This window comes from Micromonospora sp. NPDC050980 (genome assembly GCF_040653835.1).
In the GTDB taxonomy this organism is placed as follows: Bacteria; Actinomycetota; Actinomycetes; order Mycobacteriales; family Micromonosporaceae; genus Micromonospora.
In genome coordinates, this window is sequence record NZ_JBFAGS010000013.1 from 106214 (window position 1) to 130819 (window position 24606).

The 24606-nt window shown below is 73.6% G+C and carries 23 protein-coding genes and 3 pseudogenes; 16 read left to right on the forward strand and 10 right to left on the reverse strand.

Annotated elements, in window-relative coordinates:
- The first annotated feature begins 251 nt into the window (after positions 1 to 251).
- The 4 genes and pseudogenes from nrdR to AB0H28_RS20300 form a co-directional block, all read left to right on the forward strand.
- Positions 252 to 752, forward strand: coding sequence for a transcriptional regulator NrdR (nrdR, locus tag AB0H28_RS20285; RefSeq protein WP_358042155.1), 501 nt, complete (start codon positions 252 to 254; stop codon positions 750 to 752).
- A 33-nt stretch (positions 753 to 785) separates the two neighbouring features.
- Positions 786 to 1271 (forward strand): annotated as a pseudogene (locus AB0H28_RS20290) (vitamin B12-dependent ribonucleotide reductase); the annotation flags it as partial.
- Between the two features lie 9 nt (positions 1272 to 1280).
- Positions 1281 to 2150 (forward strand): annotated as a pseudogene (locus AB0H28_RS20295) (LAGLIDADG family homing endonuclease); the annotation flags it as partial.
- A 189-nt stretch (positions 2151 to 2339) separates the two neighbouring features.
- Positions 2340 to 4766: pseudogene (locus tag AB0H28_RS20300) on the forward strand (vitamin B12-dependent ribonucleotide reductase); the annotation flags it as partial.
- A gap of 123 nt (positions 4767 to 4889) precedes the next feature.
- Here the strand turns inward: AB0H28_RS20300 and AB0H28_RS20305 are convergent.
- Both AB0H28_RS20305 and AB0H28_RS20310 read right to left on the reverse strand, forming a co-directional pair.
- Entirely contained in the window at positions 4890 to 5072 is a 183-nt protein-coding gene (locus tag AB0H28_RS20305; protein ID WP_358042158.1) for a DUF397 domain-containing protein, read from the reverse strand.
- 18 nt (positions 5073 to 5090) lie between these two features.
- Positions 5091 to 5942, reverse strand: a complete 852-nt coding sequence (locus tag AB0H28_RS20310; protein ID WP_358042161.1) for a DUF5753 domain-containing protein — start codon at positions 5940 to 5942, stop codon at positions 5091 to 5093.
- A gap of 303 nt (positions 5943 to 6245) precedes the next feature.
- Here AB0H28_RS20310 and AB0H28_RS20315 point away from each other — a divergent pair, with 303 nt between their 5' ends.
- Together AB0H28_RS20315 and AB0H28_RS20320 are read left to right on the forward strand one after the other, a co-directional pair.
- A complete protein-coding gene (locus AB0H28_RS20315; RefSeq protein ID WP_358042163.1) occupies positions 6246 to 6425 on the forward strand; it encodes a hypothetical protein in 180 nt (59 codons plus the stop codon).
- 439 nt (positions 6426 to 6864) lie between these two features.
- Entirely contained in the window at positions 6865 to 7800 is a 936-nt protein-coding gene (locus AB0H28_RS20320) for a DUF2332 domain-containing protein (protein ID WP_358042293.1), read from the forward strand.
- A gap of 4 nt (positions 7801 to 7804) precedes the next feature.
- Here the strand turns inward: AB0H28_RS20320 and AB0H28_RS20325 are convergent, their stop codons facing one another.
- Positions 7805 to 8338, reverse strand: coding sequence for a hypothetical protein (locus tag AB0H28_RS20325; protein WP_358042166.1), 534 nt, complete (start codon positions 8336 to 8338; stop codon positions 7805 to 7807).
- A gap of 187 nt (positions 8339 to 8525) precedes the next feature.
- Here AB0H28_RS20325 and AB0H28_RS20330 point away from each other — a divergent pair, with 187 nt between their 5' ends.
- A complete protein-coding gene (locus AB0H28_RS20330; RefSeq protein ID WP_358042169.1) occupies positions 8526 to 9167 on the forward strand; it encodes a class I SAM-dependent methyltransferase in 642 nt (213 codons plus the stop codon).
- A 9-nt stretch (positions 9168 to 9176) separates the two neighbouring features.
- Here the strand turns inward: AB0H28_RS20330 and AB0H28_RS20335 are convergent, their stop codons facing one another.
- Positions 9177 to 10124 (reverse strand): hypothetical protein, encoded by a 948-nt coding sequence (locus AB0H28_RS20335; RefSeq protein WP_358042172.1) that lies wholly within the window; start codon positions 10122 to 10124, stop codon positions 9177 to 9179.
- The gene (locus AB0H28_RS20340) at positions 10121 to 10717 is read right to left on the reverse strand and encodes an RNA polymerase sigma factor (RefSeq protein WP_358042296.1); all 597 of its coding nucleotides are present in this window, start codon (positions 10715 to 10717) and stop codon (positions 10121 to 10123) included. Before AB0H28_RS20340 ends, AB0H28_RS20335 begins: the two co-directional genes overlap by 4 nt.
- A 106-nt stretch (positions 10718 to 10823) precedes the next feature.
- Between AB0H28_RS20340 and AB0H28_RS20345 the strand changes: the two genes are divergently transcribed.
- From AB0H28_RS20345 to AB0H28_RS20355, 3 genes are all read left to right on the forward strand, one after another.
- Positions 10824 to 11801: an asparaginase gene (locus tag AB0H28_RS20345; RefSeq protein ID WP_358042175.1), complete on the forward strand. Its 978-nt coding sequence runs from the start codon at positions 10824 to 10826 to the stop codon at positions 11799 to 11801.
- 67 nt (positions 11802 to 11868) lie between these two features.
- Entirely contained in the window at positions 11869 to 12102 is a 234-nt protein-coding gene (locus AB0H28_RS20350; RefSeq protein ID WP_358042178.1) for a DUF5522 domain-containing protein, read from the forward strand.
- An 89-nt stretch (positions 12103 to 12191) separates the two neighbouring features.
- A complete protein-coding gene (locus tag AB0H28_RS20355; protein WP_358042181.1) occupies positions 12192 to 12740 on the forward strand; it encodes a hypothetical protein in 549 nt (182 codons plus the stop codon).
- A gap of 6 nt (positions 12741 to 12746) precedes the next feature.
- Here AB0H28_RS20355 and AB0H28_RS20360 read toward each other — a convergent pair whose 3' ends face one another.
- Entirely contained in the window at positions 12747 to 13433 is a 687-nt protein-coding gene (locus AB0H28_RS20360) for a metal-dependent transcriptional regulator (RefSeq protein ID WP_358042184.1), read from the reverse strand.
- A 99-nt stretch (positions 13434 to 13532) separates the two neighbouring features.
- Here AB0H28_RS20360 and AB0H28_RS20365 point away from each other — a divergent pair, with 99 nt between their 5' ends.
- Genes AB0H28_RS20365 through AB0H28_RS20375 form a run of 3 tightly spaced genes read left to right on the forward strand, consistent with a single transcriptional unit; the run spans position 13533 to position 18197 of the window.
- Entirely contained in the window at positions 13533 to 14390 is an 858-nt protein-coding gene (locus tag AB0H28_RS20365; RefSeq protein WP_358042187.1) for a sulfurtransferase, read from the forward strand.
- Between the two features lie 47 nt (positions 14391 to 14437).
- Entirely contained in the window at positions 14438 to 15619 is a 1182-nt protein-coding gene (locus AB0H28_RS20370; protein WP_358042190.1) for an acetoin utilization protein AcuC, read from the forward strand.
- Positions 15620 to 15644: 25 nt separating this feature from the next.
- A complete protein-coding gene (locus AB0H28_RS20375; protein ID WP_358042193.1) occupies positions 15645 to 18197 on the forward strand; it encodes a GNAT family N-acetyltransferase in 2553 nt (850 codons plus the stop codon).
- A gap of 70 nt (positions 18198 to 18267) precedes the next feature.
- On the opposite strand, the gene AB0H28_RS20380 is transcribed toward AB0H28_RS20375, so the two are convergent.
- Together AB0H28_RS20380 and sigB are read right to left on the reverse strand one after the other, a co-directional pair.
- Positions 18268 to 18675: a VOC family protein gene (locus AB0H28_RS20380; protein WP_358042196.1), complete on the reverse strand. Its 408-nt coding sequence runs from the start codon at positions 18673 to 18675 to the stop codon at positions 18268 to 18270.
- 86 nt (positions 18676 to 18761) lie between these two features.
- Complete coding sequence (gene sigB, locus AB0H28_RS20385) at positions 18762 to 19748, reverse strand: RNA polymerase sigma factor SigB (protein ID WP_358042199.1); 987 nt, start codon at positions 19746 to 19748, stop codon at positions 18762 to 18764.
- Positions 19749 to 19970: 222 nt separating this feature from the next.
- On the opposite strand from sigB, the gene AB0H28_RS20390 reads away from it, so the two are divergent.
- Positions 19971 to 20759, forward strand: coding sequence for a sporulation protein (locus AB0H28_RS20390; protein WP_358042202.1), 789 nt, complete (start codon positions 19971 to 19973; stop codon positions 20757 to 20759).
- A 12-nt stretch (positions 20760 to 20771) separates the two neighbouring features.
- On the opposite strand, the gene dtd is transcribed toward AB0H28_RS20390, so the two are convergent.
- Together dtd and AB0H28_RS20400 are read right to left on the reverse strand one after the other, a co-directional pair.
- On the reverse strand, positions 20772 to 21194 hold the full coding sequence (gene dtd / locus AB0H28_RS20395; RefSeq protein ID WP_358042205.1) for a D-aminoacyl-tRNA deacylase: 423 nt from the start codon (positions 21192 to 21194) through the stop codon (positions 20772 to 20774).
- Positions 21194 to 22678 carry a methyltransferase gene (locus AB0H28_RS20400; RefSeq protein WP_358042208.1) on the reverse strand — a complete coding sequence of 495 codons (1485 nt, stop codon included), beginning with the start codon at positions 22676 to 22678 and terminating at the stop codon, positions 21194 to 21196. The genes dtd and AB0H28_RS20400 overlap by 1 nt, the downstream gene beginning before the upstream one ends.
- Positions 22679 to 22795: 117 nt before the next feature.
- On the opposite strand from AB0H28_RS20400, the gene AB0H28_RS20405 reads away from it, so the two are divergent.
- Positions 22796 to 23371 carry an HhH-GPD-type base excision DNA repair protein gene (locus tag AB0H28_RS20405; RefSeq protein WP_358042211.1) on the forward strand — a complete coding sequence of 192 codons (576 nt, stop codon included), beginning with the start codon at positions 22796 to 22798 and terminating at the stop codon, positions 23369 to 23371.
- 3 nt (positions 23372 to 23374) lie between these two features.
- Positions 23375 to 24601: a low temperature requirement protein A gene (locus AB0H28_RS20410; RefSeq protein WP_358042214.1), complete on the forward strand. Its 1227-nt coding sequence runs from the start codon at positions 23375 to 23377 to the stop codon at positions 24599 to 24601.
- Positions 24602 to 24606 lie beyond the last annotated feature (5 nt).

Sequence of the window (24606 nt, forward strand, 5' to 3'; positions counted from 1 at the left end):
GGTCGTCGCGGACGTGATCCTGATGACGCGCCGGACACGCCCACCAACTTGACCTCGCTAGGGGGACGGCATACGGTCAACCCCTAGATGTAGTAGTCACATGGGCGTAAGTTGCCTACAGGTTGGGTTCAACTACCGAACGCACTCCCACGCGGCGCAGCCGGCGACGGTCATCCAAGGGTGACTCCGCCGGGTCGAACCGTGCCCGGGAGCCGGTCGGGGTGCCCGTGGTCGATCGAGGAGGTCGGGCGATGCGGTGTCCGTACTGCCGGCACGCCGACTCCCGGGTGGTCGACTCGCGGGAGGCCGACGACGGCCAGCTCATCCGGCGGCGACGGTCCTGCCCGGAGTGCGGCAAGCGGTTCACCACCGTCGAGGAGGCGGTGCTCGCGGTGGTCAAGCGCAGCGGGGTGACGGAGCCGTTCAGCCGCACCAAGATCATCGGCGGGGTGCGCAAGGCGTGCCAGGGCCGGCCGGTCGACGACGACTCGATCGCGCTGCTGGCACAGAAGGTCGAGGAGACCGTACGCGCCAAGGGGGCGGCCGAGATCCCCAGCCACGACGTGGGGCTGGCCATCCTCGGCCCGCTGCGTGACCTCGACGAAGTGGCCTACCTGCGGTTCGCCAGCGTCTACCGGTCGTTCGACTCGCTCGCCGACTTCGAGCAGGAGATCGAGACGCTGCGGGCCGCCGCGCGCGCCCGGGAGGGCGCCGGTGCCGGCGCGGCGGAAGCCGCCGGCGCGAACAGCTGACATTTCTGATTTTCGACAGTGTGACCAGGCGCGGTGGGTGACCGTGCCGACGAGGGGGGCGAGGGCGTGACGACCAGCAAGTCACGGAACAAGGCCGGGGCGGGGCTGAAGATCGAGCGCGTCTGGACGACCGAGGGGGTGCATCCCTACGACGAGGTCGCCTGGGAGCGCCGCGACGTCGTCATGACGAACTGGCGGGACGGCTCGATCAACTTCGAGCAGCGCGGGGTGGAGTTCCCCGAGTCCTGGTCGGTGAACGCGGCGAACATCGTGACCACCAAATACTTCCGGGGCGCGGTGGGGACCCCGGAGCGGGAGTGGTCGCTCAAGCAGCTCATCGACCGGGTGGTCGACACCTACCGCACCGCCGGTGAGGAGTACGGCTACTTCGCGACCCCGGCCGACGCCGAGGTGTTCGCGCACGAGCTGACCTGGATGCTGCTGCACCAGGTGTTCAGCTTCAACTCGCCGGTCTGGTTCAACGTCGGCACGCCGTCGCCGCAGCAGGTCAGCGCCTGCCTCCCGTACGACTCGCTGGTCAGCACGCCGGCCGGTCTGGTCCCGATCGGGAAGCTTGTCGAGGACGGGGCCGTCGGCACCAAGGTGTACGACGCCAACGGTCTGACCAGCATCGTGGCCGTCAAGGCCAACGGGGTGCGCGAGGTTCTCCGACTGCACACCAAGGCGGGTTACACCCTCGATGTCACTCCGGACCACGTGGTGTGGAAGAGCACCGGCGCCGGCACCGGGGCCTGGGTGGAGGCCGGCACGCTGGAGCCGGGCGACCAGCTCGAGTGGCACCGCACGTACGCCTACGGCGAGAGCGAGATCGACCTACGGGAGATCCGTGAGGCCTCGCTGGCCGGCTGGCTGCAGTCGGACGGGTTCGTCCGCCAGCACGACAAGGGCACGAACCGGTCGCTGACCATCGAGGCGATGACCGTCAACGACGACGAGCTGGACTGGGTCACCGGCACCCTCGACGAGGTCTTCGCCGACGTCCGGCACGAGCGCACCGTGCAGACGCAGAGCGACGAGCCGGACTGCCGGCGTACCCGCCTCTACGGCGAGCACCTGCGCCCGTTCGTGGACAAGTGGGATCTGCTCACCCGTGGTGTCGACATGAGCGTGCCGGAGCGGCTGTTCACCGCGCCGCTGCCGGTCGTCGCCGGTTACCTGCGCAGCATCTTCCAGGCCGAGGGTTACGTGTCGGCCCGGGAGAGCTCGACGCTCGTCGCGGTGGACATGGTCTCGGAGAAGCTGATCCGTGGCGTACAGAGCCTGCTGCTGCGATTTGGGATCTTCTCCCGCGTCTCGCGCAAGCGGGACCCGCGTCCGGACCGCAACGACTGCTGGACGGTCCGGATCCAGAACGACGGCGACCGGGACCTGTTCGCCACTCACATCGGGTTCGTCGGCGCGGAGAAGATGGCCAAGCTCGAACAGAGCTTCGGCAAGCCGGGCCGGCCGGCCAATGGCGTCAAGCGGTTGGAGATCGACCACATCGAGCCGATCGGCGCGATGGAGGTCTACGACATCCAGACGGAGAGCGGCGAGTTCCTGGCCGGCAACCTCCGGGTGCACAACTGCTTCATCCTGTCCGTCGACGACTCGATGGACTCCATCCTCGACTGGTACAAGGAGGAGGGGCGGATCTTCCAGGGCGGCTCGGGCGCCGGGGTGAACCTCTCCCGCATCCGGTCCTCGAAGGAGTTGCTCTCCTCCGGCGGCACCGCCTCCGGCCCGGTCAGCTTCATGCGCGGCGCGGACGCCTCCGCCGGCACCATCAAGTCCGGTGGCGCCACCCGGCGCGCGGCCAAGATGGTCATCCTCGACGTGGACCACCCGGACATCGAGGAGTTCGTGGCGACCAAGGCGCGCGAGGAGGACAAGATCCGCGCGCTGCGGGACGCCGGGTTCGACATGGATCTGGGCGGCGCCGACATCGTCAGCGTGCAATACCAGAACGCCAACAACTCGGTCCGCGTCTCCGACGAGTTCATGACCGCGGTGGAGAACGGCGGCGGCTTCGACCTGCGCGGCCGGCTCGACGGGCAGACCATCGAGACGATCGACGCCAAGAACCTGTTCCGCACCATCTCCCGGGCCGCCTGGGAGTGCGCCGACCCGGGCCTGCAGTACGACGACACCATCAACGACTGGCACACCTGCCCGGAGACCGGGCGGATCACCGCGTCGAACCCGTGCTCGGAATACCTGCACCTGGACAACTCCTCGTGCAACCTGGCGTCGCTGAACCTGATGAAGTTCCTCCGCGCCGACGGCGGCTTCGAGGTGGAGAAGTTCGTCCGGTCGGTCGAGTTCGTCATCACCGCGATGGACATCTCGATCTGCTTCGCCGACTTCCCGACCGAGAAGATCGGCGAGACCACCCGCGCCTACCGGCAGCTCGGCATCGGGTACGCCAACCTGGGCGCCCTGCTGATGGCCTCCGGCCTGCCGTACGACTCGGAGCAGGGCCGGGAGGTGTCGGCGGCGATCACCTCGCTGATGACCGGCACCGCCTACCGCCGCTCCGCCGAGCTGGCCGGCATCGTCGGCCCGTACGACGGCTATGCCCGCAACGCCGAGCCGCACAAGCGGGTCATGCGCAAGCACGCCGCCGCCAACGACAGCATCAAGCCGATCGGCACGGTGGGCACCGCCGTGCAGCGCGAGGCGACCAGGCAGTGGACGCTCGGCAACAAGCTGGGCGACAAGTTCGGTTGGCGCAACTCGCAGGCCAGCGTGCTCGCCCCGACCGGCACCATCGGCCTGATGATGGACTGCGACACCACAGGTGTCGAGCCGGACCTGGCGCTGGTGAAGTTCAAGAAGCTGGTCGGCGGCGGCTCGATGCAGATCGTCAACCAGACCGTGCCGCGCGCCCTGCGCAGCCTCGGCTACCCCGAGGAGCAGGTCGAGGCGATCGTCGAGCACATCGCCGACCACGGGCACGTGGTGGACGCCCCCGGCCTGAAGCCGGAGCACTACCCGGTGTTCGACTGCGCCATGGGCGAGCGGTCCATCGCGCCGATGGGCCACGTGCGGATGATGGCGGCGGTCCAGCCGTTCATCTCCGGCGCCATCTCCAAGACGGTCAACATGCCGGAGCAGGCCACCGTCGAGGACGTCGAGAAGATCTACTTCGAGGGCTGGAAGCTCGGCCTGAAGGCGCTGGCGATCTATCGGGACAACTGCAAGGTGGGCCAGCCGCTGTCGGTCGCCAAGCCGAACAAGGCCGTCGTCGAGGCGGCCGTGGAGGCCGCGGTCGAGGCCGCCGTCGCCGAGAAGGTCGTGGAGAAGGTCGTCGAGTACCGCCCGGTGCGCAAGCGGCTGCCGAAGAAGCGTCCGTCGCAGACGGTCTCCTTCTCGGTCGGCGGCGCGGAGGGTTACCTCACCGCGTCGTCCTACCCGGACGACGGCCTCGGCGAGGTCTTCCTGAAGATGTCGAAGCAGGGCTCGACCCTGGCCGGCGTGATGGACGCCTTCTCGGTGGCCATCTCCATCGGTCTTCAGTACGGCGTCCCGCTGGAGACGTACGTCAGCAAGTTCACCAACATGCGCTTCGAGCCGGCCGGCATGACCGACGACCCCGACGTGCGGATGGCCGCCTCGGTGATGGACTACATCTTCCGTCGCCTGGCGCTTGACTTCCTGCCGTACGAGCGCCGCGCGGAGCTGGGCATCTTCACCGCCAAGGAGCGGGCCGCCCAGCTCCGGGCCGAGGCGGAGGCGGAGGCGAGCGGTGCGGACCTCACCGCGATGGCCGCCTCCGCCCCGGTCGAGGCGCCCGAGCCGAAGACCGGCCCGGTCGCCCAGCCGGCGCAGGAACTGACCGACGCCGCGGCGGTCAAGCCCGCGCCGGAGGTGGGCTCCAGCACCGAGCTGCTGGAGGCCGTGATCGGCAAGGCCGCGGACGCGCCGCTCTGCTTCACCTGCGGCACCAAGATGCGCCCGGCCGGCAGCTGCTACGTCTGCGAGGGCTGCGGCTCCACCAGCGGCTGTAGCTGACACAAGCAACGAGCCCCGGGCGTTGACGCGCCCGGGGCTCGTGAGCCGGGACGGAGCCCGACCTGCTTCTTGCAGAGCCAGATCTTCGCTCCTGCCGGCTCGGTCGACCCGCTGGGCGTGGGGTTAGCCCACCATGCGGAGGAACGCCTGCCACCGCAGCCGGTCGAAGCGAAGAAGGGAACCGTCAGGGTCCTTGCTGTCGCGGATCAGGACGCCATCCTGGTAGCGGGCCACTTCGACGCACGCGCCGCCGTTGTTGTCGCTGCGACTCGATTTGCGCCACACGAGGCGATCCGGCCCTTTCACCGCCACCCCCAGGTGCCATCAGCGCGCCATGTCATCCAACAGGCGAAGGATGAGCTTGCGCGACTCTACCGGCCCGAGCGCCGCCGCCCGGAGTCGGTCCCACAGACGAGTGTAGGCGCGAACCGCATCGGGTCGGTCGAGGTAGTCCGCGTCCGTGAACGTCTCCGCGTAGATCACGTCCGAGGACGCATCGTCGCCGAAGCGGAGGATGATGAAGCTGAAGGACGCCGTCTCGTAGGTCTGCGCGTCGAAGGGGAAGACCTGAAGCGAGACATTGGCCTGACTGCCCACCTCCACCAGGTGGCGAAGTTGGGCGCTCATGGTTGCGGCGTCTCCGATGCTTCTGCGAAGCGCGGACTCACTGAGGATGAAGCTCAGCTCAGTGCCACCACCTGGGCGCAGGACGGCTTGCCGTTCGAGCCGGACGGCCACGGTCCGGTCCAGGTCTTCGCCGTTCGGCCGCGGGTCAGCGGTGGCGTTCATTGCACGGATGTAGGGCTCGACCTGAAGAACGCCGGGGATGACCTCGGGCTGGTACCAGCGGATCTCCGAGGCGTCGCCCTCCAGGTCGAGGTACTGGCGGAACCAGTCCGGCACGGCGTTCCGGTACGTGCTCCAGCGTCCTCGTTGCCGTCCGGCGCGCGCGAGTTCGCGCAGCGACTCCGCCTCGCCGCCGGTGATGTCGTACAGGTCCAAAAGTAGGTTCAGGTCCGTCAACTTCAAGCCCGACTGTCCCAGCTCAAGGCGACTGATCTTGCTCGCTGCGGCATCGATGACGGCGGCAGCCTCATCCTGCGTCCTGCCGGCGCTTTCCCGGGCGCGCTTCAGCGCGAGTCCGAGCCGCCGTCGCTGGATCGTCGGGTTGACCATCGACTGATTATCACCTCTCGACCGTCTCGGCCCCGACACGCCTCGCAGGCTTCCAAAACAGGAGTCCAACTTCTACTGTGAGTGGGTTCCTGAAATAGGAGTCCAATTGAAGGATGCCATGCGGTCACGCGTGTCGTACGAGGAGTACCTGCTGGCGGTCGCCATGACGCTCGCCAGGCGGCACCGCCCGGTGTGGTGCTGGCGGCGGTGGCGGCGCGTCTGCCGGTGTGGTGCCGACCTGCCCTGTCGCGCCCGTCACCGCATCCCGATCCGTCGCGGCCACTGGCCCGGGGAGGAAGAGACGTGACCGACCTCCAGATCCGTCAGATCCTGTCGGTGCACCTGCCGAACGGCGACGGTTTCTGTTCGGGATGCCGCCGGTGGTGGGCGCGGCTGGTTCCGTACCCGTGCCCTCAGACGGAGTGGGCCGCGCGCCAGCAGGCGCGGACGGCTGTCCGGCGGTTTCTGGACGGACGGCCGTGACCACCCACGGGCCGGTGTTGCCGGTGTGGAGCTGCGGCGGCTGCGGGGCACCTTGGCCCTGCGCGACCCGACGCCGCGAGCTGCGGGCGGAGTTCCACGGAGCGCCCGTGTCGCTGGCCCTCTACATGGGCTCGTACCTGGTCTGGGCGGCCGAGGATCTGACCTGGGTGCCGGCCGGGCTGTTGCATCGTCGGTTCCTGGGTTGGGTGCGATGAGCGCCATCCGACCGGGCGACGAGCGCTTCCACTACTGCGACGGCTCGCACCGCTGGGTCCCGCCCGATCCCGACTTCGACCAGGAGGTCTGGGAGGCGATGGTCCGCGAGCACCAGCAGTGTCATCTGGAGCAGATTTCTCGCGGCCTCCGTCGACGCCGTCCGAACCGACTTAGGTGGGCACGGTCACAGACCAGGGCGTGCTGGGGCTGGGATGCTCGGGCGATGAGCACGGCAGACATCTATCGGGCGTTCGCCGACCGCGAGGCGCGCGACGTCTCCCCGGCGTACGACAGGTTGTCGAGGGCCGTGGCCCGCGACCCGGAGCTGCTCGCGCTGCTCGACACGCTCCCGCCGGCCAAGCGCCAGCCGAACCTGCTCTTCGCTGTGGTCCGGCTGCGCGGCGGCCCGGTGGGCGACCCGACGGCGTTCCGCGCCCACGTGCTGGCGCACTGGCCGGACGTCGCGGCGCAGATGCGGGCCCGGGCCACTCAGACCAACGAGGCCGGGCGGTGCGCGGTGCTGCTGCCGGTGCTCGCCGCGCTGCCGCAGCCGCTGGCGTTGCTGGAGGTCGGCGCGTCCGCCGGCCTGTGCCTCTACCCCGACCGGTACGGCTACCGCTACGGCGACCGGCGGGTCGGCGACGGTGAGCCGGTGCTCGACTGCGTGCTCGCCGGCACCGCCGCGCCGGACCGGCGGCCGGAGGTGGTGTGGCGGGCCGGGCTGGACGTGAACCCGCTCGACGTCACCGACCCGGCCGACCTGGCCTGGCTGGACGCGCTGATCTGGCCGGAGCACACCCACCGCCGCGACCGGCTGCGCGCCGCGGCGGCGGTCGCGGCGGCCGACCCGCCACTGCTGGTCCGGGGCGACCTGGTCGACGACCTGCCGGCGCTGGCGGCGCGGGCCCCGGCCGGCGCGACGCTGGTGGTGTTCCACAGCTCGGTGCTCTACCAGGTGCCGGCGGCACGCCGGGCCGCCTTCACCGAGCTGGTGCGCATGCTGCCCGGGCACTGGCTCGCCAACGAGGACCCCGCCGTGCTGCCGCACGCGGTAACACCCGCGCCGCCGGCCGGCGGGTTCCACAACGTGCTCGCGCTCGACGGCCGCCCGCTCGCCTGGACCCGGGGCCACGGGCAGGCCGCCACCTGGTTCGGCTGACGGCCTACTCCGGCAGCGCGTCGACCGCCGAGGCGAGCACCCCGCGCAGGTCGGCCTCCGCGCCGGCCGGCAGCGTCTCGGGCTTGACCACCTGGTACGCCACGCGCACCTCGTAGTGCTCGCCACGCCAGGCCCAGCCGTCGAACCGGGTCTCCCCGCCGTCCCAGGGTTGCACCGCCACGCAGGAGTTGTCGCCGGGTCCGGCGCCGCTCTGTTCGGCGCCGATGCGGGTGCAGCGGTCCCGCCGCCACGTCTCGTCGTACATGCCCTCGGCGTCGACGGCGACGGTGACGACCAGGTCGCCGCGCATGGAGGTGCCGCTGGTCAGGTCGACCGCGCACTCCCGGGAGCCGCTGCGGTCGCCGAGGTTCGCCGACGCGGTGGGCTGCGCGCCGGGCGCGAGCCGCGCCAGCAGGTCGGCCGGGAGCAGCGCGCAGGGGTCGCGAAGCTCGTCCGGCAGGGCTGTCTCGTCGGCGGCACAGCCGGCGGTGGCCAGGAGCGCACCGGTGACCACGAGCATTGCGGCCGATCTCGTCATCTGTCCTCCTTGGACGGTCGCGGGGGACCGTAGCAGCGCCCCGCCACCGCCCGGCGTCGCGGTCGCCCCCCGTCCACATCCCGCCCACCCGCCGTCGATCATGAAGTCGGCGGTGCGACGCGCCGACTCGGACAGCGCTAACTTCATGATCGACGAGGAGGCGGGGCGGGTGACTAGGGTCGTGGGCGTGACCGAAACGGGCTGGCTGACCGAGATCCGCACTGCCTACGACACCGTCGCCGAGGACTACGCCCGGGTGTTGCCGGGCGTAGTCGAGCCGCCGCTGGATCGGGCGGTGCTGACCGCGTACGCGGAGACCGTCGGGCCGGGCCGGCCGGTGCTGGAGGTCGGGTGCGGCACCGGCCGGGTCACCGCCCACCTGCACCACCTCGGCCTGGACATTGCCGGCGTCGACCTGTCACCCGGCATGGTGGCGGTGGCCCGGCGGACCTACCCGGAGCTGCGCTTCGAGGTCGGCTCGATGACGGAGCTGGCCGCGCCGGACGCGTCGCTGGCCGGGCTGGTCGCCTGGTACTCGCTCATCCACCTGCCACCGGAGCTGCTGCCCGGGGTGTTCGCCGGCTTCCGCCGCGCGCTCGCCCCCGGCGGTCACCTGCTGCTCGCCGTGAAGGCCGGCGACCGGCTCGACCGGCGAGAGCAGGCATACGGCCACCGGGTCGGTCTCGACGTGCACTGGCTGCCGCCGGAGCGGCTGGCCGGGCAGCTCGCCGCCGCCGGGCTGCCCGTGTGGGCCACTCTGATCCGCGAACCGGTCGGCACCGAGCGCCAGCGCCAGGCGTTCCTGCTCGCCCAGCGCCAGGCGGCCTGACCTGGTCCGTCAGCGGCGGCGCGGAGTCACCGATACCTGCTCGGCGATCGCGATCACCTGTGCCACGGTGAGCCGCAGCGGCGCCTGCAGGTTGACCACCGCCCCGCCCGGCACCTCGGTCTGCAGGAACCACATCTCCTCGGCGTGGACCAGTCGGGCGTCTCGCCCACCGACCGTGACCGGGCGCTCCTCCACCGCCCCCATCACGGTGTGCAGCAGGTCCGGGTCGCGGCCGGCCACCACCTGCACGGCGAGCGTGTCGTCGGGGGACGGGCCGCGCAGGGTGAGAATGGTGTCGTCCTTGAACGAGGCGACCCGCCACCCGCGGGGCGCGAGCCGCACCCGCAGGGGCACCGGCTGTGGCTCGTCGACGACGCCCCCGGCCAGCCGGAGCAGCGCCCCGTCCTCGGCGAACCGGCCGTGGCCGGTCAGCGACACCCACTGCCCCGACTTCCGCTTCCACGTCACGGTGAGTTGCCGTGGCCCGCCGGGGTTGTCGTCCTCGGACAGTTCGGCCGGGCGGCCGGCCACGGTCACCTGCCGGGACGTCCGCGTGTGGCGATCCGGGCGGTCGTCCCGGACGGAGAGCCAGACGTCGTCGGCGCCGCCGTCGGACAGGAACACGGCGAGGAACCGGCCCGGCTCGTAGCTGTACCGGGGTGGTTGCAGGGCCGCCGGTCGGGACCGCAGCGTCAGGGGGAACTCGGGCACGGCCACGGCCACCAGCGTGATCGGCTCCGCCGGGCGGTCGGTCGGACGCGCCGCGAGACCGACGCCCGCCGTGACCGCCACTGCCGCCGCGGCGGCTGCTACCAGGAAGGTCCGTCGCCGTGAAGTACGGCGCGCCGGAGCAGCGCCAAACTCGTCGAGGAGGCGCTCCCGCGCGTTGGTCAGCACCTCCACGGGCGCCTCCGGGGCGTCCGGCCCGTGCGTCCGCAGCAGCGTGATCTCGTTCATGTCGGCTCCTCCACGGTGAGCGCGAGTCGGGTCAACCGGCGAGCCCGGTGCAGGCGGGACCGGACCGTGCCGACCGGAACGTCGAGCACGGCCGCGATCTGCTCGTACGACAGCTCCGCCCAGGCGGTGAGCAGCAGCACGTCCCGGTCCCGCCGGTGCAGCGAGGCGAGCGCCGAGGCCAGGTCCCGGCGCAGGGCACGGGCGTCCAGCCGGTCGATCGACTCCTCGACCACCGGCGGCGTCGGCTCGGCGGCGGCGAACCGGGCCAGCGCCCGGTAGCGGCGTTCCTCGGAGCGCACGTGCCGGCGCAGCAGGTTCGTGGCGATCCCGAACAGCCACGGCCGCACCCCCACCTCGGGCCGGTAGGCGGCCCGTTGCCGGAACGCGACCAGGAACGTCTCGGCCAGCAGGTCGTCGGCCGGCTGGCCGATCCGGCGGGCCAGATAGCGGTGTACGGCGACGGCGTGCCGGTCGAACAACGGCGCGAACCGTTCCGGCGTGATGACGGACTCGCGGATCAGGTCGCCGTCCGGCGGCTCGTCGGGGAGCACGACCTCGGGCTGCCCCCGCTCGTGGGCGTCGGCCCGGTGCATCTTGGTCACATCCGTTCATGCCCGGTCGGCGCGGGCCGGTTCACGACGCGACCCGGGCCGGTCGTAGTGTCCCTCCCGCAGAGCCGGCGCGACGGGAGGCACCAGCGTGAGCATCGCCCTGTTCACCCTCGGCGGGACCATCGCGATGGCCGGCGCCGGCGTCGGGGGAGTGGTCGCCCGGCTCACCGGCGCCGACCTCACCGCCGCCGTACCCGGGCTCGCCGACATCCCGCTCGACGTGCGCGACGTGGCGGCGGTGCCCAGCGCCGCGCTCGCGTACCGGCAGATCCTCGACCTGGTGGACGCGGCGGCCGAGGCGGTCGACGGCGGGGCGACCGGCGTGGTGGTCACCCAGGGCACCGACACGCTGGAGGAGACCGCGTGGCTGGCCGACCTGGTCTGGCCGCACGCGGCGCCGCTGATCTTCACCGGCGCGATGCGCAACCCGACGCTGGCGGGCCCGGACGGGCCGGCGAACCTGCTCGCGGCGGCCCGGGTCGCGGCGGCGCCGGCCGCGCGGGACCTCGGCGTCCTCGCCGTGCTCAACGACGAGATCCACGCTGCGCGGTTCGTCCGCAAGACGCACAGCACGAGTACGGCCACGTTCGCCTCGCCCGACGCCGGGCCGCTCGGGCACGTGATCGAGGATCGGGTACGGTTGCTGACCCGGCCGCCCCGGCACGCGCCGCTGCCGACGGTGGACCGCGACCGGCTGGACGGCACCCGGGTGGCGTTGCACACGGTGACCCTCGACGACGACGTGGCGCTGCTCGACGCGCTCGCCGCCGGCCTCGACGGGCTGGTGGTGGCCGGGTTCGGGGTGGGGCACGTGCCGCCCGCGTTCGCCCCGGCGCTGGGCGAGCTGGCCGGGCGGATGCCGGTGGTGCTGACGTCGCGGACCGGGGCCGGGTCGGTGCTGCGGGACACCTACGGCGCCCTCGGCTCGGAGCGGGACCTGCGGAGGCGCGGGCTGGTCGACGGCGGGTTCCTCGGCCCGTACCGGGCGAAGGTGCTGCTGCGCCTGCTGCTCGCCGCCGGCGCCGATCCCGTCACGATCACCGATATGTTCACCCGCCACGGGTGAGCGGTGTGAGACAGGGCCCCCTCTATGCAGCAGGCGTTAAGAAGGGGCCCCTCCTTACACTTCAGCGGTGGGTGATGAGCTGGCGGACCGGGCGTTGACCGAGCCGCACCCGTCGCGGCTGCCGCCGCGGCATCCCGGGCGGGAACGGGTCCTGGCCGCGCACGCCGCCGCGCTCGCCGCCGGGGAAGCCGGTTACCTCGACCCGGAGACCGGGTTGTTCGTGCTCAGCGCCGGGTTCCTGGCCCGGCGCGGGACCTGCTGCGGGCGAGGCTGCCGGCACTGTCCGTACGTGACCGACTAGGGGCCTTCCGTCCCCGCGGCGCGCCCCGTACGGTGTCCGACGGAACTCCGGCGGGGCCCCCGCCCGCCGCCGATCGCGGAGGTTTCCCCGTGCGCGCCCGTACCTGGCTGGCCGTCCCGGCCGTCCTGCTCGTCACCGGCTGCGCCGAGGACACCTCGGAGGTCGAGGTGCCGGCGGTGCCGCCGCCGGTGGCCGAGGTCGCCGCCGCGTCCTCCGGTGGCGCCTGCCGGCTGCTCGACTTCGCGGTGATCGCCGAGCACACCGGCGGCACGTTCGACGTGGCCGCCGCCACCGACCGGGGCGACACCCACACCTGCGTGGTGCGCGCCCAGGCGGCGGCGCTGCCGGAGCTGACGCTGTCGGTGACCGACACGTCGATCGACGCGGCCACGTTCACCGCCGACGTGCAGCCGCGCGGCGCGGCGAAGGTCACCAAGCTAGGGAAGGTCGCCTACCGGCGCACGGTGTCGAAGACCGCGAAGGCGGGCCCGGTCGCCGAGGTGGGCTGGCTGGCCGGCGAGGACCGGCTGGCCAGCCTCCGCTGGACCACCCCGCCCGGCACCGCCGCGGCGGAGGCGGAGAAGGCGACCGCCAAACTTGTCGCCCTGGCCAAGGTGATCGACACCAGAAAGCTCTGACCGAGATCAGTGGGCCGCGACGAAGACGCGGGAGGCGACCTCGCGGGGCAGTCGCACCCGGTCGCCGGAGCGGTCGATGGAGACGCCGTCGCGCTCCTGCGCCACGGTGACGGTCGCGCCCGGGTCGACGCCGGCGGCGTGCAGCTGCCGGAGCACGTCCGCGTCGGTCTGCACGCTCTCGCAGATCCGCCGCACCACCACCGGGCCGGACAGGCCGGGGAAGGCCAGGTTGCGTTCGCCTTCGACGGGCTCGGTCGGGTGCTCGCCCGGGTCGCCCAACTCCTCCAGGCCCGGGATCGGGTTGCCGTAGGGCGAGCGGGACGGGCGGTTGAGCAGGTCGTAGACCCGCTTCTCGACCGCGTCGCTCATCACGTGCTCCCAGCGGCAGGCCTCCTCGTGGGCCTCCTCGTAGGGCATCCCGATCACGTTGACCAGCAACAGCTCGGCCAGCCGGTGCTTGCGCATCACCGAGACGGCGGTGTTGCGGCCCAGCGCGGTGAGGGTGAGGTGCCGGTCGCCCTCGACGGTGAGCAGGCCGTCGCGTTCCATCCGGGCGACGGTCTGGCTGACGGTCGGGCCGCTCTGCCGCAGCCGCTCCGCGATGCGGGCGCGCAGCGGCGGCACACCCTCCTCCTCCAGTTCGAGGATGGTGCGCAGGTACATCTCGGTGGTGTCAACCAGGTCGTGCTTCACGTCAGCGGCCTCCCGGCGTCCGATGCTACCCGTAACCACCGACGCCCGAGCGCAGGTGAACCCGGAGGTCGCCGCCGGCGATGGTGTTGACTGGGCGGCATGTCCGGAACCGCAGAGCTGCTGGTCGAGCCGGACCGGCTCGCCGCCGAGCTCGACCGCGCCGACCCGCCCGTGCTGCTCGACGTCCGGTGGCGGCTCGCCGGCCCGCCCGGCCGCGCCGACCACACCGCCGGCCACCTGCCCGGCGCCGTCTTCGTCGACCTGGACACCGAGCTGTGCGGGCCGCCCGGCGCCGCCGGGCGGCACCCGCTGCCCGACCCCGCCGCGTTGCAGGCCGCGCTGCGGGCCGCCGGCGTCCGCGCCGGTCACCCCGTGGTGGTGTACGACGGTGGCGACGGGATGTCCGCCGCCCGGGCCTGGTGGACGCTGCGCTGGGCCGGTCACCGGGCGGTGCGGGTGCTGCACGGCGGCTGGCCCGCCTGGACGGCCGCCGGGCTGCCGGTGGACACCACCGTGCCCACGCCTGCGCCCGGCGACGTGACGGTCACCCCGGGCGCGCTGCCGGTGCTCGACGCCGCGCGGGCCGCCCGGCTCGCCGCCGCCGACGCCGGGGTGCTGCTCGACGTGCGGGCCGCGCCGCGCTACCGGGGCGAGACCGAGCCGGTCGACCCGGTCGCCGGGCACGTTCCGGGCGCGGTCAACCTGCCCGCCCCGGCGTACGTGACGCAGGGCCGGTTCCCGGCGGTCGAGGCGCTGCGCGCGCGCTTCGCCGAGGCGGGGGTGCGGCCGGACGCGCCGGTCGGGGCGTACTGCGGTTCCGGGGTGACCGCCGCGCAGGCGGTGCTGGCGTTGCACCTGGCCGGCCGACCGGACGCCGCCCTGTACGTCGGGTCGTGGAGCGAGTGGGTGGCCGACCCGGACCGGCCGGTGGCGACCGGCGGCGCCCCGGGCCGGTGAGCGCGCGGCTGGTGGGCGCGTCCCGGCCCACGTGCGACGATGGCCGCATGGCCGACGACACGGTGGTGGTGTGGGATCCCGCCCTCCTCGCCTACGACATGGGGGACCATCCTCTCGACCCGGTCCGGGTCGAGTTGACCATGGCGCTCGCCCGCGAGCTGGGGGTGCTGGACCGGCCCGGGGTGCGCCTGGTCAAGCCCGAGCCGGCCGACGACGCGCTGCTGACCCGGGTGCACGACCCGGCCTACCTGGACGCGGTCCGCGCCGCGCCGCGCGACCCCCTGTTCGCCGGCTTCGGGCTGGGCACCTCGGACAATCCGGTCTTCGACGGGATGCACGAGTCCAGCGCGCTGATCGCCGGCGCCACCGTGGCCGCCGCCGAGGCGGTCTGGCGGGGCGAGGCCCGGCGCGCGGTGAACGTGGCCGGTGGCCTGCACCACGCCATGCCGGCCCGGGCCGCCGGCTTCTGCGTCTACAACGACCCGGCGGTGGCCATCGCCCGCCTGCTCGACCTCGGCGCCGAACGGATCGCGTACGTGGACGTGGACGTGCACCACGGCGACGGGGTGCAGGAGGTCTTCTACCGGGACCCGCGGGTGCTCACGGTCAGCCTGCACGAGACCCCGCTCGCACTCTTCCCGGGCACCGGGTTCCCCGACGAGACCGGCGGGCCGGGCGCGGAGGGCACCGCGGTCAACGTGCCGCTGCCCCCGGGCGTCGGCGACGCGGGCTGGCAGCGGGCGTTCCACGCGGTCGTGCCGTCGGTGCTGCGCGCGTTCCGGCCGCAGGTGCTCCTCACCCAGTGCGGGGCGGACGGGCACCGCGCCGACCCGCTGGCCGACCTGCACCTGTCCGTGGACGGGCAGCGGGCCACCTACCTGGCGCTGCGGGCGCTCGCCGACGAGCTGTGCGACGGCCGCTGGGTGGCCACCGGCGGCGGCGGGTACGCGCTGGTCGAGGTGGTGCCCCGGGCCTGGACGCACCTGCTCGCGGTGGCCACCGGCGAACCGCTCGACCCGGCCCTGCTCACGCCGCCGGCCTGGCGGGCGTTGGCCGCACGCCGACGGCCCGGGCCCGACGTCCCGCTGCGGATGACCGACGACGTCGACCCGTCCTACCAGCCGTGGCAGCCCAGCGGTGAGCCGAACGCGGTGGACCGGGCGGTCGCGGCCACCCGCAAGGCCGTGTTCCCGCTGCTCGGCCTCGACCCGCACGACCCGCGCGACTGAGCCGGCGGTGGGGGAGGACCGACCGGTGACCATCGTCGAGCAACCGGTGGACGTGCTGCTCAGCGACGGCGGCACCGTCCAGTTGCGGCAGATCCGCCCGGACGACGCGGCGGCGATCGTGGCGATGCACGCCCGCTTCTCCGAGCGCACCCGCTACCTGCGCTACTTCTCACCGTACCCGCGCATCCCGGAGCGGGACCTGAAGCGCTTCGTGACCGTCGACCACCGCGACCGGGAGGCGTTCGTGGTGCTGGCCGGCGAGCGGATCGTGGCCGTCGGCCGGTACGAGCGGCTCGGTCCCGCCTCCCCGGAGGCCGAGGTGGCGTTCGTGGTGGAGGACGCCTACCAGGGCCGGGGCATCGGCTCGGTGCTGCTGGAACACCTGGCGGACGCGGCCGGCCGGCACGGCATCGGCCACTTCGTCGCCGAGGTGTTGCCGGCGAACGGGACGATGCTGCGGGTGTTCGCCGACTTCGGCTACCAGGTCCAGCGCCAGTACGCCGACGGCGTGGTGCACCTGAGCTTCCCGATCGCGGCCACCGAGGCGACGCTCGAAGTGCAGCGCGGCCGGGAGCACCGCACCGAGGCGCGGTCGATCGCCCGGCTGCTCGCCCCGCGCGGCATCGCCGTCTACGGCGCCAGCACCACCGGCCAGGGCGTCGGCGCGGCGCTGCTCGGGCACCTGCGCGACGGCGGGTTCCCCGGCGCGATCGTGCCGGTGCATCCGAGCGCGGCGACGGTGGCCGGGCTGCCGGCGTACCCGTCGGCGGTCGACGCCGGCCTCGCCGTGGACCTGGCGGTGGTGGCGGTCGCGCCGGAGGCGGTGACCGCTGTGGTCCAGGACGCGGCGCGGGCCGGCGCGCACGGGCTGGTGGTGGTCTCGGCCGGGTTCGCCGAGTCCGGCCCGGCCGGCGCGGCGGCGCAGCGGGCCCTGGTCCGCGCCGCGCACCTGGCCGGCATGCGGGTGGTCGGCCCGAACTGTCTCGGTGTCGCCAACACCGACCCGGCGGTACGCCTCAACGCCACGCTCGCCCCGGTGCTGCCGGCGGCCGGGCGGGTGGGGGTGTTCAGCCAGTCCGGCGCGTTCGGGGTGGCGTTGCTGGCCGAGGCGTCGCGGCGCGGGCTCGGGCTGTCCAGTTTCGTGTCGGCCGGCAACCGGGCCGACGTGTCCGGCAACGACCTGCTGCAATATTGGCAGGACGACCCGGGCACCGACGTGATCACCCTCTACCTGGAGACGTTCGGCAACCCGCGTAAGTTCGCCCGGTTGGCCCGGCTGATCGGCCGGAGCAAGCCGGTGGTGGCGTTGGCGTCGCTGGCCCGGCCGCCGGGCGCGGGCGAGGCGCCGGCGCTGGACGCCGCCGCGGTCAGCGCGTTGTTCGCCCAGTCCGGGGTGATCCGGGTGGACACCGTGGCCGAGCTGCTCGACGTGGGCGTGCTGCTGGCCCACCAGCCGCTGCCGGCCGGGCGGCGGGTCGCCGTGGTGGGCAACTCGTCGGCGTTGACCGGGCTGGCCGCGACCGCCGGCGCGGGGCAGGGCCTGGTGGTCGCCGAGGGCTACCCGCACGACGTGGGGCCGACCGGCGGCGCCGCCGCGTACGCCGCCGCGCTGGCCGCCGCGGCGGCCGACGATCGGGTGGACGCCGTGGTGGCGGTCTTCGCCCCGCCGCTGCCCGGGCAGCTCACCGACCCGGAGGGCGACTTCGCGGCGGCACTGCCCGACGCGCGGGCCACCGGCAAGCCGGTGGTGGCGACGTTCCTCGCCGCTCGGGTGCCCGCCGGGGTGCCGGCCTATCCGAGCGTGGAGGAGGCGGTGCGGGCGCTGGCCCGGGTCACCCGGTACGCGGACTGGCTGCGCCGGCCGCCGGGCGTGCTGCCCGAGCTGGCCCGGGTCGACCGGTCGGCGGGGCGGGCCGCGCTGGGGCCGGACGGGGCGCCGGCCGCGCTGCTCGGCGCGTACGGGATCGACGTGGTGGAGTCGACGCCGGCCGGCTCGGTCGACGAGGTGGTGGCGGCGGCGGAGCGGCTCGGTTGGCCGGTGGCGCTGAAGGCGGCCGCCCCGGGGCTGCGGCACCGTCTCGACCTGGGTGCGGTCCGGCTCGACCTGGCCGACGCCGGCGCGCTGCGCCGCGCGTACGCCGAGCTGGCCCCGGTGTTCGGCCCGGAGGTGCTGGTCCAACCGATGGTCGCGCCCGGTGTGGCGTGCGTGGTGGAGCTGGTGGAGGATCCGGCGTTCGGGCCGGTGGTCGGGTTCGGCCTGGGCGGCGTGGCGACGGAGCTGCTCGGTGATCGGGCCTGGCGGGCGGTGCCGCTGACCGACCGGGACGCCGCCGAACTGGTCGACGAGCCGCGCGCCGCGCCGCTGCTGCGCGGGCACCGGGGCGCCGCCCCGGTGGACCGGGCGGCCCTGGTCGACCTGCTGCTGCGGGTCGGCCGGCTGGCCGACGAGCAGCCCCGGGTGCGGTCGCTGACGCTCAACCCGGTGCTGGCCCGCCCGGACGGCATCTCCGTGCTGCACGCCACCGTCCGCACCGGCACGGAAACGCCCCGCCCCGACACCGGCCCCCGCAGGTTGTAAGGAGGGGCCCCCTGTTAACGCCTCCGGTAGAGGAATGCGCCCTTCTTGGCAACGCTGCCGGGCGCAACGCTCACCCGCGGGCGGAGATCTGCTGCACGCTCCACTCGTTGCCGTCGGGATCGGCGAAGAACACGAAGCCGACGTTGTCCAGCGGGTGCGGCACCGGGCGCGGGTTGCGCCCGACCACCTGGATCTCGCTGACCTGCACGCCCCGCTGGATCAGCTCCGCGCGCGCCTGCGCCAGGTCGGCCACGACCAGTTGCAGCCCCTTGAGCGAGCCCGGCGGCATCTCCGGCACCACCCCCCGGCCGAGGACGATCGAGCATCCCGAGCCGGGGGGCGTGAGCTGCACGATCCGCCCCACGCCGCCCAGGTCGGTGTCGTGGTCGACGGCGAAGCCGACCCGCTCGGCGTAGAACTCCTTCGCGCGGTCCACGTCGGAGACCGGCACGACCACCACTTCCAGGGTCCAGTTCACCGCCTGAGCGTGGCCGACCCGGCGTGCCGGTTCAAGCGCGACAGGCCCCGGCGGAACCGCCGGGGCCTGTCGGGTGGGGCGTCGGCTCAGCAGGCGTACGCCTCCAGCCGGTTCGCCCGCTCCGGGTCGCGCAGCTTGAGCAGCGTCACCTTCTCGATCTGCCGGATCCGCTCCCGGGACAGCCCGAACTCGCGGCCCACCTCGTCGAGGGTGCGCTGGCGGCCGTCGTCCAGGCCGAAACGCAGCCGGATCACCGCCTGCTCCCGCTGGGAGAGGGTGGCCAGCACGATGCGCACCTCGTTGCGCAGCTCGCCGTTGGCGGCGGCGTCGCCGGGCTCGGTACGCGGGTCGACCGCGGCGACGAAGTCGCCGAGCGCGCTCTCGCCGTCCTCGCCGACCGCCTGGTCCAGGCTCACCGGCTCCCGGTCGTAGGAGATCAGCTCGATCACCTGGTATTCCGGGACCTCCAGCGCGGTCGCCACCTCGCTCACGGTGGGCTCGCGGCCGAGTGTCACCGACAGCTCGCGGCGCACCCGCACCATGCGGTTGACCTGCTCGACCATGTGCACCGGGATGCGGATGGTGCGGGCCGGGTCGGCCATGGCGCGGGTGATGGCCTGGCGGATCCACCAGGTGGCGTACGTGGAGAACTTGTAGCCCTTGGTGTAGTCGAACTTCTCGACCGCGCGGATCAGGCCGAGGTTGCCCTCCTGGATCAGGTCGAGGAAGGCCATGCCCCGCCCGGTGTAGCGCTTGGCGATGCTCACCACGAGCCGCAGGTTCGCCTCCAACAGGTGGTCCTTGGCGGCGCGGCCCTCGGCCGCGACCAGCGCCAGGTCCGCGCGCAGCTCGGCGGAGACCGGGGTGCAGGTGGCCAGCTTCTCGTCGGCGAAGAGGCCGGCCTCGATCCGTCGGCTCAGCTCGACCTCCTGCGCCGCGGTGAGCAGCTTGGTGCGGCCGATGCCGTTCAGGTACGCCCGGACCAGATCGGTGGAGACGCCGCGCTCGTCGGTGGCGTCCAGGTCCGTGAGGGTGACGTCCATGTCCTGGTGCTCGCTCATCTGCTGGGTCATCTCTGTCTCTCCCCGTGTCCTACGAGCCGTGGCGGCCCCGTGCCGCCGGCATGGTGGGCCGGTGACAAACAGCTTGGCGGTCGGGGCGTGAGACGGGAGTGAGGCGATCGGGGACCCGACACGAATCCGTGCCGAATTCCGGCCGCCGCTTGCCGCAGCCGGTTACCGTGCCAGCGAACCCCGGCCGGCCGTGGCCGGGCAGCGCGGGAATCGGGGAACCAGGTGGTCTTCAAGCGGCTCATGCAGGCGATGGGCGTGGGCGGTCCGTCGGTGGAGACGGTTCTGGCCAACCCGAACTGCCGGCCCGGCGGCCTGCTGGAGGGCCGCATCCAGGTGGTCGGCGGCGACCACCCGGCGGATGTGAGCTACGTCTCGCTCGGCCTGGTCACCCGGGTCGAGGTGGAGAGCGGCGACTCGGAGTACGACACCAACCAGGAGTTCGGCCAGGTCCGGGTGACCGGCGCGTTCCGGCTGGACCCGGGGCAGCGCCACGACGTCCCGTTTCGCTTCCAGGTGCCCTGGGAGACCCCGCTCACCGACCTGTACGGCCAGCACCTGCACGGCATGACCATGGGGCTGCGCACCGAGCTGGAGGTGGCCCGGGCGGTCGACTCCACCGACCTGGACGCCGTCGCGGTGCACCCGCTGCCGGCCCAGGAGCGGCTGCTGGAGGCGTTGCTGCGGCTGGGCTTCCGCTTCGCCCGCGCCGACGTCGAGCGCGGCCACCTCTACGGCGTACGCCAGCGGCTGCCGTTCTACCAGGAGATCGAGTTCTATCCGGCGCCGCAGTACGCCCGCGCCATGAACCAGCTCGAAGTCACCTTCGTCACCGACCCGCAGCAGGTGCAGGTGGTGCTGGAGATGGACAAGCGGGGCGGCCTGTTCACCGAGGGCCGGGACGCGTTCGGCCGGTTCGCCGTGGACCACGCCACGGCGGAGCGCACCGACTTCGCCGCCCAGCTCGACGGCTGGCTCCGCCAGTCGCTGTCCCGGCGCGGCCTGTTCTTCTAGCGGTCCGGTCCGCTAGAGGTCCAGCAGGAGGGTGCGGGGGCCGACGTTGACGCTCTCGACCAGCATGTGGGCGCGGAACCGGCCGGTCTCCACCTTCGCGCCCCGGGCCCGCAGCTGATCCACCACGGCCTCCACCAGGGGCTCGGCGACAGGCGCGGGGGCGGCGGCGGTCCAGGTCGGCCGCCGTCCCTTGCGGGCGTCGCCGTAGAGCGTGAACTGGCTGACCACGAGCAGCGGCGCCCCGGTGTCGGCGGCGCTGCGCTCGTCGTCCAGGATGCGCAGCTCGTGCAGCTTGCGGGCCATGGTGTCGGCCACCTGCGGGGTGTCGGTGTGGGTGACGCCGAGCAGCACCAGCAGCCCGTCGGCGATCTCGCCCACCACCGCGCCGTCGACGGTGACCGAGGCCCGGCCGACGGTCTGCACCAGCGCGCGCATCAGCCGGCCACCGGCTCGACCAGGCCACGCTCGACCAGATGCGCCACGATCGGGCCGGCCGCCTCGGCCAGCTCGTCGGGCGTCACGTCGTGCGCGGCGGCGAGCAGGGCGAGCAGGTCGCGCAGCGGCAGCCGCCCGTCCGCGCCGCCGACCAGGGCGAGCACCAGCGGGTCGATCTCCTCGGACCAGCGCAGCCCCCGCGGCATGGCCAGGACCTGCCGGTCCACCGCCCAGCCGTCGTCGCCCATGGTGGCCTCCTGGCGCAGTTGCAGCCCGTCGGCGGCCCGGTAGCGGGCGGCGAGCAGCCCGTCGGTGTCCCGGGCGCGCAGCCAGTCCTGCCGGTCGAACCATTCGCCGATCCGGTCGCCGAGCGGCGGCTCCACCCGCTGGCGCAGATCCTCGACCCGGACGCTCGGCCGGTCGTGCCCGGCGCGGCGCAGCGACACGATGCCGAACCCGACCGCCTCCACCTTGTGCGCGTCGAACCAGTCCAGCCACGCCTCCATCCGTCGCGGGTCGGCGCTCTCCCCGACGTCGGTGAGCCAGAGGTTCACGTACGCCATCGGGTCGGCCACCTCACGCTGGATCACCCAGGCGTCCAGCCCGGTGCCGGCGAACCAGCCGGTGACCCGCTCGGCCCAGTCCTCGCCGGTGACGTGCACCCAGTTCGCCAGGTACTGCATGGTCCCGCCGTCGGTGAGCAGGTGCGGCGCGGCGGCGGCGAGCTCGGAGCCGATCGCGTCGCCGACCCGCCCGGAGTCGCGGTAGACGTGCGTGGTGGTGCCCGGGCCGACCACGAACGGCGGGTTGCTGACGACCAGGTCGAAGCGGCGTCCGGCGACCGGGGCGACCAGATCGCCGCGGAGCAGTTCCCAGTCCTGCCCGTTGAGCGCGGCGGTGGTGGCGGCGAAGCGCAGCGCCCGTGCGGAGACGTCGGTGGCGGTGATCCGGCGGGCGTGGGTGCTCAGGTGCAGCGCCTGCACCCCGGAGCCGGTGCCGAGGTCCAGCGCGGTCTGCACCGGGCGGCGCACGGCGGCGCCGATCAGCGTCTGGGTGGCCCCGCCGATGCCGAGCACGTGCTCGGCGTGCAGCGGCCGGCCGGGCCGGGCGCTGGCCGGCACGTCGGCGAGCACCCACCAGTCGTCTGCGTAGGGCTCCAGGTCGACGCCGGCGCGCAGGCCGTCACCGTGCCGTTCGACGATGCCCCCGGCGAGCGCCTCGTCGACGCCCAGCGGGGCCAGCGCCGCGGCCACCACCGGCTCCGGCTCGGTCTGGTCGCAGATGAACACCCGGATCAGGGTGCCCAGGCGGTCGCGGTCCTCGGTGGCGCGCAGCGCGGCCCGGTGGTCGTTGCGGGCGACCCCGCCGGTGGCCTGCGAGCCGAGCCGGCCGGCGATGCCGTTGGCGGTGAAGTCGGCGAGCGTCAGGGCGGTGCGCAGCGCGTCGACCCCGGCGGGGGAGAGCAGCATGTCGTGACGGTCCACGTGGCCATCCTGCCTCGACCGCCGCCCGGTGCGGCGCGCACCCGCCGGATCCGGGCCGCGTCGTGCTCGTCGGGGAGTCGGCCCCGGGCCCGGCCGCCGGGGCGGCAGGATGGGGGCATGACGCTCTCCCTGCCCATCGACCCGCAGGCCAACGAGATGCTGGCGCGCAGCCCGCTGGCGCTGCTCCTCGGCATGGTGCTGGACCAGCAGGTGCCGATGGAGAAGGCGTTCTCCTCCCCGTACGTGCTGGCGCAGCGACTCGGCCACGAGCCGGACGCCCGGGAACTGGCCGGGTACGACCCGGAGGCGCTGGTGGAGCTGTTCGCCCGGCCGCCGGCGCTGCACCGCTTCCCGAAGGCGATGGCGGCCCGGGTGCAGGAGGTCTGCCGGGCGCTGGTGGACCGCTACGACGGCGACCCGGCCCGGCTCTGGTCGGAGGCGTCGGACGGTGGTGAGCTGCTGCGCCGGGTCGGCGCGCTGCCCGGGTTCGGCCGGCAGAAGGCGCAGATCTTCGTCGCGCTGCTGGGCAAGCGGTTCGGGGTCACCCCGGTGGGCTGGCGCGAGGCGGCCGGCGGCTACGGCGACGCGGACGCGTACCGGTCGGTGGCCGACGTGACCGACCCGGACTCACTGCGCCGGGTGCGTGAGTTCAAGCAGCGGATGAAGGCGGAGGCGAAGGCCGCGAAGGGCTGAGGAGTGGGCGAGCAGCGGGGCGGGGCGCTGCTGCGCACCATGTCCAGCCCCGAGCGGGCCACCTTCCTGGAGCTCTTCTTCGACCTGGTCTTCGTTTTCGCGCTGACCCGGGTCTCGCAGCGGCTGGTGGCCGACGTCGACGGCGGCGGCATGGCGGTCAACGCCGGCCGGACGCTGTTGCTCTTCCTGGTGCTCTGGCACGTCTGGGCCATCACCACCTGGGTGACCAGCCGGTACGAGCCGGAGCGGACGGCCATCCAGGCGGTGGTGGTCGGCGTCATGTTCGGCAGCCTGGTGCTCGGCGTGACGCTGCCCCGGGCGTTGGAGGAACGCGCGCCGGCGTTCGCGCTCGCGTACGTGGTGATGATGGTCGGGCGTCCGTTGGTGCTGATGGCGGCGCTGCGCGGGCATCCCCGGCGGATGGTGCCGGTGCGGCTGTTCGGTTGGGCGGTGGCGACCGCCCCGCTCTGGCTGGTCGGCGCGCTGGTGCCCGAGATGCGCCTGCCGCTGTGGGTGGCCGCGCTGGCGGTGGACTATCTGGGCGTGTTCCTGGGCTGGCCGCTGCCCCGGCTCGGCCGGTCCCGCCCCCGGACCTGGCTGGTCACCGGCGCGCACCTGGCCGAGCGGTACCAGCAGATCTTCCTCATCTCGCTCGGTGAGTCGATCCTGGTGATCGGGGTGTCCTACAGCGGCGAGGAGTTCTCCGGCCGGTCGGCTGCCGCGTTCGGGCTCGCGTTCCTGGTCACCGCGCTGCTCTGGCGGATCTACTTCCACCGGGCCGGGCACCTGCTCGGCGAGGCGCTGCGGCGGGCCGGCACACCGGGGCGGCTCGCCGAGTCGTCCGAGTGGACGCACCTGTTCATGGTGCTCGGCGTGCTCGTCTCGGCGGTCGGCTACGAGTTGGTCATCGCCCACCCGTACGACGCGGCCGATCCCCGCTGGCTGGTCTTCGTGGTGGGTGGCCCGGCGCTGTTCCTGGCCGCCCGGTCCCGCTTCGAGTACGAGATCTTCGGCCGGGTGTCCCGCTCCCGGCTGGTCGGGTTGGCGGCGTTGCTGCTGCTCGCGCCCGCGCTGACGGCCGGGCCGGCCCTGTTGGCGCTCGGCGCGGCGGCCGGCGTGCTGGCGCTGGTCGCGCTCGCCGACGCCCGGCACGCCTGGGGACGGCCGCCGGAGTCCTCCGCCTCGCCGCTCGGGCGGGAGGTCCTCGGCGAGGCCGGCCCCGAGGCGTGAGGGGC